We start from the raw sequence: 14,858 nt of genomic DNA on the forward strand, positions 1-14,858 counted from the left end.
GCGTCCCGCTGAGATCACCCCGACTCGTCCCTACTGTACGGGGGTTGTCCGGCCCACCGGCCAGATCATCGGCCAACGCCTGGCCGAAAAGCGCCCCTTGTCGCTCGTGTGCGGCCCTCCTCATAATCCAACAACGCTTTGGCGGGCTCATGCCACGAGCCTCTCCGGCGCGTTCGGCACAGACCCGCCGCGTGCGCTACCCCCCACAACTCCCACGAAGGGACGTCGAAGTGAAGAACAAGTTCCGTGGATTCAAGAGAGCCGCCGTCCTCGGCTCGGTCGCCCTCGGAGTCGCGAGCCTCCAGCCCGTCGTCGCCCAGGCGGCCCCGCACCCCGGCCCGAACCCGGGCGAGCGCGTCGTCGGCGGCGTGCGCGCCGCCCAGGGCGAGTTCCCGTTCATGGTGCGCCTGTCCATGGGCTGCGGCGGCTCCCTGCTGAAGCAGGACGTCGTCCTCACCGCCGCGCACTGTGTCGACGGCTCGGGCAACAACACGTCCATCACGGTCACCGGCGGCGTCGTCGACCTCCAGAGCCCCAGCGCCATCAAGGTCAAGTCCACCAAGGTCCTCCAGGCCCCCGGCTACAACGGCAAGGGCAAGGACTGGGCGCTCATCAAGCTCGCCAAGCCGATCAACCAGCCCACGCTGAAGATCGCCACCACCACCCAGTACAACAGCGGCAACTTCACCATCGCGGGCTGGGGCGCTGCCCGCGAGGGCGGCCCGCAGCAGCGCTACCTGCTCAAGGCCACCGTCCCGTTCGTCAGCGACGCCGACTGCAAGGCGGCGTACGGCAACGACTTCGTGCCCGCCGAGGAGCTGTGCGCGGGCAAGCTCGCCCAGGGCGGCGTGGACACCTGCCAGGGCGACTCCGGCGGCCCGATGTTCCGCAAGGACGAGGCGGGCCAGTTCGTCCAGGTCGGCATCGTGAGCTGGGGCAACGGCTGCGCCCGGCCGAACTACCCCGGCGTCTACACCGAGGTGTCGACCTTCGCCGCCGACATAACCCGCTACGCGGGCCAGCTCTGACGTCCCTTCCGTCCACCGGGTGCCGCGCGCCCGGCGGATGACCCTGCGCACGCGGCGGAGCCGGACCCTTCCGGGGGTCCGGCTCCGTTCGGCTGCCCGGGGGCGGGCGCCGGGCGCGCGGGGCGTGTCAGGGCGTGGCGGGGCGTATCAGAGCGCGTCGGGGTGTGTCGGGGTGTGTCGGGGCGCCCCGTTAGTCCAACACCTCTCCCGCCTTTGTCCATGGGCGCGTGCCTGCCGCGCGGCGCATCGTGACCGTCACCGATGCCACCGATGCCACCGATGCCACCGAGCCGCCGGTGCCAGCGGTGCCGCCGATGCCGCCGCAGGGAAGGGTGCGTCCATGCCGCCTTCTACGCCGTCCGGTTCCTCCCAGGGGGACGCCGGAGCCGCCGCCCCGTCACGCCGCTCGGCGGCCGCGGGTGCGCCGAGGCCGGGCGCGCGGTTCCCCGCGCCCCGCCCCAGCCGCAGGGCCGTGGTCACCACGGGCGTCGCCACGGGCGTCGCCGCGGGGCTCGGCGCGGCCGTCGGCGCCCCCGCCGTGGCCGCGCGACGTCCCGCTGGCGAGGCCGTGCTGCGGTCCGCCGCACTCGACGTGCGCGTCTGCACCGCCTTCCCCCGCGTCATCGCGTACACCGACCGCGCCAGCGGCGCCGTCCTGCACGCACAGCCCGACCCCGTCACCACCCTCCTCGTCGACGACACCGAGCACACCCCCCAGGTCACCGCGCGCACCACCGGCGACCGCGCCACCTACGTCCTCACCCTCGACGGCGGCACCCGGATCGACGTGGAGATCTCCGTCACCGGCCGCCGCGTCCACTGGCGCGTCACCCGCGTCGCCGACACGCCCGCGCTGCGCGTCGGCACCCTCCGCGTCCCCGGCCTCGCCCTGGCCTGTGTCCGCAGCGACCAGCCCGGCGCCGCGCTGTACGCCGCCCGCGTCGAACTCGACCAGGCCAAGAGCGGCGACACCCTCGTCACCCTCACCCCCGACACTCCCGCGCAGGCGCCCACCGGCTGCGCGTACGCCGTCGTCGCGCACGACCGTCTCGGCGCCGCCATCGAGACCAACACCGTCTACGACAAGCCCACCTCGGCCGCCGGAACCACCTGGGACAACGGCCGCCTGTGGCACGAGACCCGGCGCGCGGGCGGCCACACCGAGGCCCGCCTCACCCCCGGCCAGTGGACCCACCGCGCCGCCACCGCGCCCACCGCCGACACCGAGCCCCTGCCGTACGCCACCGTCATCGTCACCGGCGACCGCAACGGCGACGGCCGCGTCGACTGGCAGGACGCCGCCATCGCCTTCCGCGACATCATGGTGAACCCGCTCGGCGCCGACGAGCAGCACCTGCGGGTCGTCCCGCACATCCCGTTCAACTTCGCCTCCCAGGCCACCAACCCGTTCCTCGCGACCCTCGACAACGTCAAGCGGATCTCCCTGGCCACCGACGGGCTGCGCCAGTACACCCTCCTCAAGGGCTACCAGTCCGAGGGCCACGACTGTGCCCACCCCGACTACGCGGGCAACTACAACACCCGCGCGGGCGGCCTCGACGACCTCAACACCCTCCTGCGCGAGGGCGCGCGATGGCACAGCGACTTCGGCGTGCACATCAACGCCACCGAGTCCTACCCCGCCGCCCACGCCTTCTCCGAGAAGCTCGTCGACAAGACCGACGAACAGTGGGACTGGCTCGACCAGAGCTACCGCATCGACCAGCGCCGCGACCTGGTCTCCGGCGACATCGCGCGCCGCCTCGCCGCCCTGCGCCGCGACACCCACCCGGCCCTCAACACCCTCTACATCGACGTCTTCCGCGAGTCCGGCTGGACCTCCGACCGCCTCCAGCGCACCCTGCGCGAACAGGGCTGGACCGTGACCACGGAATGGGGCCACGGCCTGGAACGCTCATCGGTCTGGTCCCACTGGGCCACCGAGACCGACTACGGGCCCGACACCTCCCGCGGCGTCAACTCCCGCCTGATCCGCTTCATCCGCCACCACCAGAAGGACGTCTTCGCCGACAAGTGGCCCACCCTCCTCGGCACCGCCCGCACCGGCACCTTCGAGGGCTGGGTCGGCAAGACCGACTGGCCCGCCTTCTACCGGCTGATCTGGACCCACGCGCTGCCCGCCAAATACCTCCAGGCCCACCCCGTCCGCACCTGGACCGACCACGAGATCACCTTCTTCGGCGACGGCGCCACCTCCGTCACCGACACCGGCGGCAGACGCCGCGTCACCACCCACGGCCACCTCGTGTACGACGACGGGGCCTACCTGCTGCCCTGGGAGCCCCGCGAGGCCACCGACCCCGCCAAGCTCCACCACTACAACCCCCGCGGCGGCCGCACCACCTGGACCCTGCCGCCCCGCTGGGCCGACGCCCGCCGCGTGTTCCTGTACCGCCTCACCGACCAGGGCCGCGCCTTCGTACGCGACCTGCCCGTGCGCGGCGGCCGGATCACCCTCGACGCCGACGCCGCACAGCCCTACGTCGTGCTGCGCACCCGCGCCCGCGCCCAGCGCGACCCCGACTGGGGCCAGGGCACCCCGCTGCGCGACCCCGGCTTCCACGCGGGCACCCTCGCCGGGAACTGGCACGCCACCGGGCCCGCCCGCGTCGAGCGCAGCGCCCTCGGCGACTACGAACTCGTCATCGCCGCCGGTGGCGCCGCCACCGTCAGCCAGCGGCTGCGCCGCCTCCCGCCCGGCCACTACGCCGCCTCCGCGCAGGTCGAGGTGGGCGTCCGCGCGGGGGAGCGGCGCCGGGCCGCCCTTGAGGTGCGCACCGCCGACGGCGTCACCGCCGCCAACTTCACCGACACCTCCACCGCCGTCAATTACGTCGCCGCCGACCGCAAGCACGGCACCCGCTTCCAGCGCCTGTTCACCCGCTTCACCGTCCCCGAAGGCGGCGGGCCCGTCCGGCTCGCGCTGCGCGCCGACGCCGGGGCGGCCCGCGTCCGCTTCGACAACGTCCGCGTCGTGCCCGCCGCCCCGCCCGGGCGGCTCCCGCCCGGCGTGCTCGTCCGTGAGGACTTCGAGGCCGTCCCCCAGGGCTGGGGGCCCTTCGTCAAGGGCGACGCGGGCGGCGCCACCGACCCGCGCACCCACATCGCCCAGCGGCACGCCCCCTACACCCAGCGCGGCTGGAACGGCAAGGCCATCGACGACGTCATCGACGGCCGCCAGTCGCTGAAGTCCCGCGGCGAGAACGAGGGGCTCGTCTACCGGACCGTTCCCCACACCGTGCGGTTCCGTCCCGGGCGGCGCTACCGGGTGTCCTTCCGGTACGAGAACGACACCGCCGGGCAGTACGCCTGGGTGACCGCCGTGGACGCGCCCTCCGGGCGCGAGCTGTCCCGCGTCGCGGTGCCCGTCGCCACGGAGCCCGCCCTCTTCTCGTACGAGTTCACCGCCCCCGGGGAGGGGGAGGCGTGGGTGGGTCTGCGGAAGGTCGGCGCGGACGGGAAGGCGGAGTTCGTCCTCGACGCCTTCGAGGTGGCGGAGCGCTGACCCTCGCGGGGGCGCCCCAGACCCGCCCCTTCCCGAACCAGGGGGCCAGCCCCCTGGCACCCCCGTGAATCGGCCTTCGGCCTCGTCCTCAAACGCCGGACGGGCTGGATTGTCGCGGGCTGGGTCGGATTCTGCCGGTGCGGCAGATCTCAGCCCGTCCGGCGTTTGAGGACGAGCCGCGCAGCGGCGATGAGCGGGGTGCCAGGGGCAGCCGCCCCTGGTTTCGGTGAAGGGGCGGGATTGGGGAGCCCCCCGCTAGGGACAGCGCAGGTGGACCCGGGGTGTGCCCGTCGCCCCCTCCACCTCCAGGACCCACACCGCGTTGGCCCCCTCCCGCAGCACCACCCCCGGCACGAACAGCCCCCGCTGCGGCCCCACCCCCCAGTACCGCCCCAGGCAGAACCCGTTCACCCACACGAACCCCCGGGTCCACCCCGGCAGGGACAGCACCGCGTCCCCCGCCCCGGTCACCTCCACCACCCCCCGGTACAGCCCGGCCCGCCCGTCCCCGGGCACCCCGCCCACCGGCACCGTGTCCGCCGAGCGGAACGCGTCGAGGGGCACCCCGACGGCCCGCACCCCGTGCAGATACTGCCGCTCGTGCAGCACACCCCCGGTGACCCCCTTCGGTTCCCCGAGCCGCGGCCCGTAGTTGACGCGGCCGAGGGACTCCACCCACAGCTCCACGCGGGCGGGCCCGGGCACGGGCCGGGGCAGCTCGGGGGAGTCCTCGGTGAGGACACCGGCCCGGCGCCCGTCGACGAAGGCGACGGCCCGGTCCCGCAGCCCCCGCACCCGCAGCGGATACGGTGCCCGCGGCCCCGGCACGGTCAGCGCGTACCGCACCAGGCCCCGGTCCACGCCGAGGTCCTCGAACGTGGGCGGCACGGCGTGCTCGGACTCGGGCGTGCCGAGGTGCGCGGCGACTGCGTCGAGGGACGCCCACCCGGTGAGCCGCCCCGCGCCCGCCGCGCCGAGCACCGGCGGCGCCGCGGGCACCTCCGGCAGCGGCCCGTCGGCGTACGCGGACAGCACCTCGCGGAACAGCCAGAACTTCCGCGTGGGCCGCCCCCGTTCGTCGACGGGCGCGTCGTAGTCGTACGACGTGACATCCGGCTGGAGCACCCCGTCGTGCAGCGCGCCCCCACCCCGGTTGGCGCCCGCCCAGCCGCCGAAGTTCGTGCCGCCGTGCGCCATGTACAGATTCACCGACGCACCGCACTCCAGGATCTCCCGCAGCGCGTCGGCCGCCTCACGCGGATCCCTCACCGTGTGCTCCGCGCCCCAGTGGTCGAACCAGCCGCACCAGAACTCCATGCACATCAGCGGCCCCTTCGACCGGTGCCGCCGCAGCGCCGCGAAGCTCTCGCGCGCCCGCGAGCCGAAGTTCACCGCCGCCAGCACCCCGGGCACACTGCCCCCGGACAGCATGTGGTCCTCGGGGCCGTCCGACGTGCACAGCTCCGCCGTCACCCCGCACTCCCGCAGCAGCTCCGCCAGGCGGCGCAGATACACCTGGTCGCTGCCGTAGCTCCCGTACTCGTTCTCCACCTGTACGAGGACCACCGGGCCGCCCCGGTCGTGCTGGCGCGCCACGACCTGCGGCAGCAGCCGGGCGAACCACCGCTCCACATGCGCCAGATAGCACGCGTCCCGCGTGCGCACCCGCGGCCCCGCCTCCGCCGTCAGCCAGTACGGCAGCCCGCCGTTGTCCCACTCGGCGCAGATGTACGGGCCCGGCCGCACGATCGCCCACAGACCCGCCCGGTGCGCCGCGTCCAGGAACCGGCCCAGCGCCTCCACGTCGTGGAACACGCCCGGCCGCGGCTCGTGCACATTCCACGGCACGTACGTCTCCACGCAGTTCAGGCCCATCGCCCGCAGCATCGCCAGACGGTGCTCCCACTGCCCCTCGTGGACCCGGAAGTAGTGCAGCGCCCCCGACAGGATCCGCACCGGCCGCCCGTCCAGCTCGAAGCCGTCCTCGCCCACCCTGAAGCCGCGCACCGCGCCCGTCCCCTCCTCGCCGACCAGGTACGGCAGCCACGATTGCCCCTGGCGGGCGGCACGGTCCATGGACAAAGATCGAACCCGGTTGGACTGAGCCGACACGACCCGGCCCGGTGGACGACCGGGTCCCGTGGACGACCGGACCCGGGGCGACGACGGGACCCGCGCACGAGAGGGGCGGCCGCGCATGTACCACACCTGGATGAGGTATTTCACGCCCAGCCCGGTGCACCAGCGCCTCGGCCTGGTCTGCCTCGGCGTGGGCCTGCAGCACGGCACCCTGCCCACCGTCGGCCCCCGCACCCTCGACCACCACGTCGCCGTCGTCGTCAGCGCCGGAAGCGGCTGGCTGCGCACCCCCGACGGCCGCCGCAGGGCCGTCACCGCGCCCGCCCTGCTCTGGCTCACCCCCGGCGTGCCCCACCACTACGGCGCCGACCCCGACACCGGCTGGGACGAGTGCTTCGTCGACTTCACCGGACCCGACGCCGCCACCTACACCGAACTCGGCTACATCGAACCCGACCGGCCCGTCGTGCCGCTGTCCGACGCGGCCGCCGCCCGCGCCGTCGTCAGCCGCGTCGCCCGCGCCGCCCGCCGCGGCAACCCCCTCCTCGAAGTCGAGACCAGCGCCGCCGTCCACGAACTCCTCGTCGCCCTGCGCCGCGCCCGCGCCGACATCGCCCCCGACGGCGACCCCGTCCTGCAGTCCCTGGCCCGCGACGCCTTCACCGCCCTGTCCGTCGCCGAACACGCCGCCCGCCACGGCATGACCCCCGCCGAACTGCGCACCGCCGTGCGCCGCGGCGCCGGGTGCAGCCCCAAGGACTACCTCCTCGGCATCCGCCTGGGCCGCGCCAAGGAACTCCTCGCCGCCACCGAACTGCCCGTCGCCGCCGTCGCCCGCCGCGTCGGCTACGACGACCCCGCCTACTTCTCCCGCCTGTTCACCCGCCGCGTCGGCATGGCCCCCGTGCGCTTCCGCGAACAGCAGGGGCGCGCCGTCCCCGGCGGCTGGTCCCAGCGCGTCCCCGACCCCGACCACCCGCCCATCCTGACGTCGGAGCCCGCCGCCGACGCCACGTAGGCTCGCATGCCATGACCACGAAGCACACCAGCGACGACCCCGAGGTGCGCGCCGAGCTGTCCCGCCTGCGGGAGAGCATCGACAACATCGACGCCGCCGTCGTCCACATGCTCGCCGAACGCTTCAAGTGCACCCAGCAGGTCGGCCACCTCAAGGCCAACCACCACCTGCCGCCCGCCGACCCGGAGCGCGAGGCCCGCCAGATCGCCCGGCTGCGCCAGCTCGCCGAGAACGCCAAGCTCGACCCGGCCTTCGCGGAGAAGTTCCTCAACTTCATCATCGCCGAGGTCATCCGCCACCACGAACACATCGCCAACGAGAAGTCCTGACCGCCGACCGGCCGCCCCCACCCCACCTGCGGGCGGCCGGAACCGGCGGGCACAGCCCCGGCGCCGGGCGCCCGGAAACCCGGGCCCGCCCCCAGCGCGCTCCCGGGCACCCGATCCCCCGGTCGCACCACCCCCCGCGTAAGGCATCCTTGCCAGATGCCCGCACTGACGCGCGACGAAGCGCAGACCCGAGCCCTGCTCCTCGACGTCCAGCGGTACGAGGTCGACCTGGACCTCACCACCGGCGAGGAGACCTTCGACTCCCGCACGGTGATCGAGTTCACCGCCGCCGCGGACGGCGACACCTTCGTCGAGCTGAAGCCCGCCACCCTGCGCTCCATCACGCTCGACGGCGTCCCCCTCGACCCGCGGGACCTGGCCGACAACCGGTTCCCGCTGCGCGCCCTCACCGGCGGACGGCACGAACTGCGCGTGGACGCCGCGATGCGCTACTCCCGCACCGGCGAGGGCATGCACCGCTTCACCGACCCCAGCGACGGCGAGACGTACCTCTACACCCAGCTCTTCCTCGACGACGTCCAGCGCGTCTTCGCCGCCTTCGACCAGCCCGACCTGAAGGCCGCCTTCGACCTGACCGTCACCGCCCCCACCGCCTGGACCGTCCTCGCCAACGGCGTCACCGAACACCTCGGCGACGGCCGCTGGCGGGCCGCCACCACCCCGCCGCTGTCGCCCTACCTGATCGCCGTCGCCGCGGGCCCCTGGCACTCCGTACGCACCGAACACCGCGGCCTGCCCTTCGGCCTGCACTGCCGCCGCTCGCTGGCCCCGCACCTGGACGCCGACGCCGACGAACTCCTCGACGTCACCCGCGCCTGCTTCGACCGCTACCACGAGAAATTCACCGAGCCCTACCCGTTCGACTCCTACGACCAGGCCTTCGTCCCCGAGTTCAACGCGGGCGCCATGGAGAACCCGGGCCTGGTCACCCTCCGCGACGAGTACGTGTTCCGGTCCGCCGTCACCGACACCCAGCGCCAGACCCGCGCCGTGGTCGTCGCCCACGAGATGGCCCACATGTGGTTCGGCGACCTGGTGACCCTCGCCTGGTGGGACGACATCTGGCTGAACGAGTCCTTCGCCGAGTACATGGGCTACCAGACCCTCACCGAAGCCACCCGCTTCACCGACACCTGGGTCGACTTCGGCATCACCCGCAAAGCCTGGGGCTACAACGCCGACCAGCGGCCCTCCACCCACCCCGTGGCACCCGCCCCGGACGCCGTGCCCGACACCGCGTCCGCGCTGCTCAACTTCGACGGCATCTCCTACGCCAAGGGCGCCAGCGCCCTGCGCCAGCTCGTCGCCTGGCTCGGCGAGAAGGACTTCCTCGCCGGAATCAACGCCCACATCGCGCGCCACAAGTTCGCCAACGCCACCCTCGCCGACTTCATCGACAACCTCGCCTCCGCCACCGACCGCGACGTGCACGCCTGGGCCGAATCCTGGCTGCGCACCACCGGCGTCGACACGTTCACCCCCACCGTCACCCACGGCGGCCGCACCTGGACCCTCACCCTCGACCGCGACGGCAGCCGCCCCCACCGCATCGCCGTCGGCGTCTTCGACCGCGACCTGTCCGACGGCCGCGGCCTGGTCCTGCGCGAGCGCTACGAGACCGACGTACCCCAGCGCGAGCCCGAACCCCGCGACGGCGTCAGGCCCGCCCTGATCGTCCCCAACGACCACGACCTCAGCTACGCCAAGATCCGCCTCGACGACGTCTCCGAGGAAACCGCCCTGCGCTCCCTCTCCGACGTCCCCGACCCGCTCACCCGCGCCGTCCTGTGGAACGCGCTGCGCGACATGGTCCGCGACGGCGACCTCGAACCCGCCGCCTACCTCGAAGCCGCGGGCGCCCACCTGCCCGCCGAGACCGACATCGCCCTGGTCTCCGGCGTCCTCGCCTTCGCGGCCAGCGACATCACCGACCGCTACACCCCGCCCGCCGACCGCCCCGCCGCCCTCGCCACCCTCGACGCCCTGTGCCGCGACATCATCCGCCGCACCGAGGACGGCTCCCAGCCGGACCTCAGACTCATCGCCGTACGCGGCCTCATCGACGCCGCCACCCAGGCCGAGCCGCTGCACACCTGGCTCAGCTTCGGCGCCGTCCCCGGCGGGCCCGAACTCGACCCCGAGCTGCGCTGGCGCGTCCTCGCCCGGCTCGCCGTGCTCGGCGAGGCCGACGAGGACGCCATCGCCGCCGAACTGCGCCGCGACCCGAGCGCCGCCGGTCAGGAGGGCGCCGCCCGCTGCCGCGCCGCACTGCCCGACGCCGCCGCCAAACAGCGCGCCTGGAACGCCCTGTTCGCCACCGACGACCTGTCGAACTACCTGTTCAAGGCCACCGCCCAGGGCTTCTGGCAGCCCGAGCAGGAGGACCTCGTACGGCCCTATGTGCCGCGCTACTTCGAGGAGGCCGTCCCCGTCGCCGCCCGCCGCGGCCCCGCCATCGCCAGCGCCATCTGCCACCACGCCTTCCCGCTGCACGCCGTCGACGACGACACGCTGCGCCTGGGCGAGCGGAGCCTGGCCCGGCCCGGCCTCGCCCCGGCGCTGCGCCGCGGGCTCGCCGACCAACTCGACGACCTGGCACGGGCGTTGAGGGTGCGGCGCAAGTCCGGGAGCGACGCCGTCAAGGGCTGAGACGGCCCTCGTACGACCCCCGGCCTAGGCCCGATTGCCTAGGCCGGGCTCGTCCTCGACGACGATACGGAGGGCTCCTCCGGTTGCTTAGGGTCGGTCCGCACCACGCCACACCAGGCCAGACCCGACCAACGACCCGGAGGAACCCCCTGTGATCGTCGTGACCGGAGCCACCGGCAACGTGGGCCGCGCCCTCGTCCACCAGCTCACCGCCGCCGACACCCCCGTACGCGCCCTCACCCGCGACCCCGCCCGCGCCCACCTGCCCCCCGCCGCCGACACCACCCGACTCGTCGTCACCCCCGAACCCGCTGACATGACCGTCCAGTTCAAGGGCGCCAGGCAGCTCTTCCTGCACGCCTCCGTCACCGGCGACCACACCACGGCCTTCCTCGCCGCCGCCCGCGCCGCCGGAGTCGAACACGTCGTCGTCCTGTCCTCCATCGCCGTCGAGGACGACCCCGCCCACGACACCTTCATCCACACCTGGCACCGCACCCTCGAACAGGACGTCCGCGACAGCGGCCTCGACTGGACCTTCCTGCGCCCCGGCGTCTTCGCCACCAACGCCCTCCAGTGGGCCTGGCAGATCAAGCAGGGCGACACCGTCCGCGGCCCCTACGCCGACGGCGTCTCCACCCCCATCCACGAAGGCGACATCGCCGCCGTCGCCCGCCACGCCCTCACCGAACGGCACAGCGCCACCGCCCACGCCCTCACCGGGCCCGCGCCGATCACCACCGCCCAGCAGATCGCCGCCATCGGCGACGCCGTCGGCCGCTCCCTGACGTACCAGGAGATCACCCCCGACGAGGTCGCCCCGGAGATGTTCCCCATCATCCCCGCCGACATGGTGCCCGCCTTCGTCGCCGCCCTCGCCCACACCGTCGAGCACGAGCCGCCGCTCACCACCACGGTCGAGGACGTCACCGGCACCCCTGCCCGCACCTTCGCCGAGTGGGCACGGGACCACGCGGACGACTTCCGCGCGTAGCGCTGGGGGCGGGGGCCCTCCGGGGGGCGGGGGCGCGCTGGGGCGCGGGCAGGTCGGGGCACGGGGCGTGCCCGGGGCACGGGGCGTGCCCGGGGCCGTACCCGGCCCGGCATCGCCCACCCCGACGCAGCCGCATACCCGGCGCGGGAGCGCGGCGGCGCGTCCGATTACCACTTTCGGGTTCCGAATGCCGCCGCTCGGCTCACAACCCCCACAACCGATACAGGGTGTTCCCATGAACACCCCGCCGCCCCCGCCGACGGCCCCCCACCCCTCGCCGGAGGCGCCCAAGGCCCCCACGCACTCCGGCCGTTGCTCACCACCGTCCTCGACGCCCTGAGCGACGGCGCGGCGGCCCGCGGCGGCCCCCTCCCACCCGGCGGACCCACCGCCGTCACCACCCGCCTCCACGCGGCGGCAGGAGACCTCCTGCCGCCGCACGGCAGCGACGACGCCCTCGCCACCCTCGTCCGCGCCGTCGCCACCGGCGCCGCCGACCCCGCCGAACCCCTGTGCGCCGCCCACCTGCACTGCCCGCCGCTCGCCCTCGCCGCCGCCGCCGACCTCGCCGCCTCCGCGCTCAACCCGTCCCTCGACTCCTGGGACCAGGCCCCCGCCGCCTCCGCCCTCGAAGACCTCCTCACCACCACCCTCGCCACCGAGGTCCACGGCGACGGCGACGCCCTCATCACCACCGGGGGCACCGAGTCCAACCAACTCGCCCTGCTCCTCGCCCGCGAACAGGCCGCCGCCCACGGCCAGCCCCTCCACATCCTCACCGGCGCCAACGCCCACCACTCACTCCACCGCGCCGCCTGGCTCCTCGGCCTGCCCACCCCCCACACCCTGCCCGCCCCCGCGGGCACCCTCGACCTCACCGCACTCGACGACGCCCTCACCCACCTCACCGCCCGAGGCGGCCACACCCTCGTCACCGCCACCGCGGGCACCACCGACGCGGGCCTCATCGACCCCCTCACCGACATCGCCGACCTCTGCGCCACCCACGGCGCCCGCCTCCACGTCGACGCCGCCTACGGCGCCGGACTCCTCTTCAGCGACACCCACCGCGCCAAGCTCCACGGCCTCGACCGCGCCGACACCGTCACCCTCGACCTGCACAAACTCGGCTGGCAGCCCGCCGCCGCCGGAATCCTCACCCTCCGCGACCCCCACGACACCACCGCCCTCGACCACCGCGCCGACTACCTCAACGCCGACGACGACACCACCGCGGGCCTCCCCGACCTCCTCGGCCGCTCCCTGCGCACCACCCGCCGCCCCGACGCCCTCAAGATCGCCGTCACCCTCAAGACCCTCGGCCGCAGCGGCCTGGGCGCCCTCGTCGACCGCGTCTGCCACCTCGCCCACGCCTTCGCCGACCTCGTCGCCGCCCACCCCCGCTTCGACCTGCACGCCAAACCCGCCATCAGCACCGTCCTGTTCCGCCCCACCGGCGCCGACGACGACCACATCGCCCACCTCCGCAGAAAACTCCTCACCGACGGCACCGCCGTCCTCGGCCGCGCCGAACTCGACGGCCGCCGCTGGCTCAAACTCACCCTCCTCAACCCCCACACCACCACCGCCGACCTCACCCGCCTCCTGACCCTCGTCGCGGAAGGAACCACCCCCCGATGACCGACTCACCCCCAAGCCACGCCAGGCACCCACCCCACCCGAAACCCCCCGCGACCTGGTCGGCATCGGCATCGGCCCCAACAACCTCTCCCTCGCCGCCCTCGCCCAGCCCCTCACCGAACTCGGCCACCTCACCGCCGACTTCTACGAACAACGCCCCTCCTTCCACTGGCACCCCGGCCTCCTCATCGACGGCACCACCCTCCAAGTCCCCTTCCTCGCCGACCTCGTCACCCTCGCCGACCCCGCCAGCCCCTGGACCTTCCTCAATTACCTCAAAAGCCGCGAACGCCTCTTCCCCTTCTACTTCGCCGAGCGCTTCCACATCCAACGCGCCGACTACGACGCCTACTGCCGCTGGGTCAGCGACCACCTGCCCGGACTCCACTACGGCCACCAGATCGACGCCGTCCGCTGGAACCCCGACCGCGCCCAGTTCGACGTCGACTACACCCAACTCGACACCGACGGCGAAGCCGAAGCCCTCGGCCGCACCCACGCCCGCAACATCGTCATCGGCATCGGCACCGCCCCCCACATCCCCGAACCCCTCAAACCCCTCGCCGACGCCCCCACCGTCCCCGTCATCCACTCCGCCGACTACCTCCTGCACCGCGACCGCCTCCTGACCGCCGACCACATCACCGTCATCGGCTCAGGACAGTCCGGCGCCGAGATCTTCCTCGACCTCCTCACCCACCGCCCCCCAGGCGCCGAGAAACTCCACTGGCTCGCCCGCACCCCCGCCTTCGCCCCCATGGAGTACTCCAAACTCGGCCTGGAACACTTCACCCCCGACTACACCCGCTACTTCCACGCCCTCCCCGAACCCACCCGCGACCGCCTCGTCAAAGCCCAGTGGCAACTCCACAAAGGCATCGACACCGACACCATCACCGCCATCCACGACGAGCTGTACCGACGCACCCTCCACGGCGGCTGGCCCGACGCCGTCCTCACCCCCGGCGTCAGCGTCCGCACCGCGGGCCGCGTCGCCACCACCCGCGTCGAACTCCACCTCGAACACACCGAGCAAGGCACCCGCTCCCGCCTCACCACCGACGCCGTCATCCTCGCCACCGGCTACCGCGAACGCCCCCTCGACCAACTCCTCGCCGGACTCCACCCCTACCTGCGCCGCGACAGCGCCGACCGCCCCCGCATCGACGAGCACTACCGCCTCGTCCTCGACCCCGCCATCACCCGCACCGGCAGCAACGTCTACGTCCAGAACGCCGAACGCCACACCCACGGCGTCGGCGCCCCCGACCTCGGCCTCTCCGCCTGGCGCAGCGCCACCATCCTCAACGCCCTCACCGGCAAGAACCCCTACCCCCTGCCCGACCGCACCGCCTTCACCAGCTTCGGCCTCCCCACACAACAAAGCCGCGCCACCCCCCACCCCGCGGGGGAACAGCGCGGCACCCTCGTCCACCTCAAGAAATAACCCTCACACCACCCCAGGAACGACCCCACCTGCCCCGACCGCGGACCCACCCGCGCCCCACGGACGCGCACCCGGACGGTCGGGGCACTCCAGCCACCTCACCAACAGCGACCAGACGGCAGCACA

Annotated in this window: 9 protein-coding genes; 8 read left to right on the forward strand and 1 reads right to left on the reverse strand. The window is 73.7% G+C overall.

Annotation, left to right across the window (positions count from 1 at the left end; translation table 11 throughout):
• Window positions 1–230: 230 nt before the first annotated feature.
• Together ACOBQU_RS29145 and ACOBQU_RS29150 are read left to right on the forward strand one after the other, a co-directional pair.
• On the forward strand, window positions 231–1,028 hold the full coding sequence (locus ACOBQU_RS29145; RefSeq protein ID WP_423631039.1) for a S1 family peptidase: 798 nt from the start codon (window positions 231–233) through the stop codon (window positions 1,026–1,028).
• A gap of 340 nt (window positions 1,029–1,368) precedes the next feature.
• Window positions 1,369–4,554, forward strand: coding sequence for an endo-alpha-N-acetylgalactosaminidase family protein (locus ACOBQU_RS29150; protein ID WP_423631041.1), 3,186 nt, complete (start codon window positions 1,369–1,371; stop codon window positions 4,552–4,554).
• Window positions 4,555–4,809: 255 nt separating this feature from the next.
• Here the strand turns inward: ACOBQU_RS29150 and ACOBQU_RS29155 are convergent, their stop codons facing one another.
• Window positions 4,810–6,561 carry a glycoside hydrolase family 35 protein gene (locus ACOBQU_RS29155; RefSeq protein ID WP_423634782.1) on the reverse strand — a complete coding sequence of 584 codons (1,752 nt, stop codon included), beginning with the start codon at window positions 6,559–6,561 and terminating at the stop codon, window positions 4,810–4,812.
• A 190-nt stretch (window positions 6,562–6,751) separates the two neighbouring features.
• On the opposite strand from ACOBQU_RS29155, the gene ACOBQU_RS29160 reads away from it, so the two are divergent.
• The 6 genes from ACOBQU_RS29160 to ACOBQU_RS29185 all read left to right on the forward strand — a co-directional run bounded on the left by ACOBQU_RS29160 (window position 6,752) and on the right by ACOBQU_RS29185 (window position 14,732).
• A complete protein-coding gene (locus ACOBQU_RS29160; RefSeq protein WP_423631043.1) occupies window positions 6,752–7,651 on the forward strand; it encodes a helix-turn-helix domain-containing protein in 900 nt (299 codons plus the stop codon).
• Window positions 7,652–7,662: 11 nt separating this feature from the next.
• A complete protein-coding gene (locus tag ACOBQU_RS29165) occupies window positions 7,663–7,980 on the forward strand; it encodes a chorismate mutase (RefSeq protein WP_423631045.1) in 318 nt (105 codons plus the stop codon).
• Window positions 7,981–8,136: 156 nt separating this feature from the next.
• Entirely contained in the window at window positions 8,137–10,650 is a 2,514-nt protein-coding gene (gene pepN, locus ACOBQU_RS29170; RefSeq protein ID WP_423631047.1) for an aminopeptidase N, read from the forward strand.
• 151 nt (window positions 10,651–10,801) lie between these two features.
• The gene (locus tag ACOBQU_RS29175; protein ID WP_423631049.1) at window positions 10,802–11,644 is read left to right on the forward strand and encodes an SDR family oxidoreductase; all 843 of its coding nucleotides are present in this window, start codon (window positions 10,802–10,804) and stop codon (window positions 11,642–11,644) included.
• A gap of 312 nt (window positions 11,645–11,956) precedes the next feature.
• The gene (locus ACOBQU_RS29180) at window positions 11,957–13,285 is read left to right on the forward strand and encodes a pyridoxal phosphate-dependent decarboxylase family protein (protein ID WP_423631051.1); all 1,329 of its coding nucleotides are present in this window, start codon (window positions 11,957–11,959) and stop codon (window positions 13,283–13,285) included.
• Window positions 13,286–13,340: 55 nt separating this feature from the next.
• Entirely contained in the window at window positions 13,341–14,732 is a 1,392-nt protein-coding gene (locus tag ACOBQU_RS29185; RefSeq protein WP_423634784.1) for a lysine N(6)-hydroxylase/L-ornithine N(5)-oxygenase family protein, read from the forward strand.
• Window positions 14,733–14,858 lie beyond the last annotated feature (126 nt).

It is taken from the genome of Streptomyces sp. G45, assembly GCF_049542095.1.
Classification (GTDB): Bacteria; Actinomycetota; Actinomycetes; order Streptomycetales; family Streptomycetaceae; genus Streptomyces.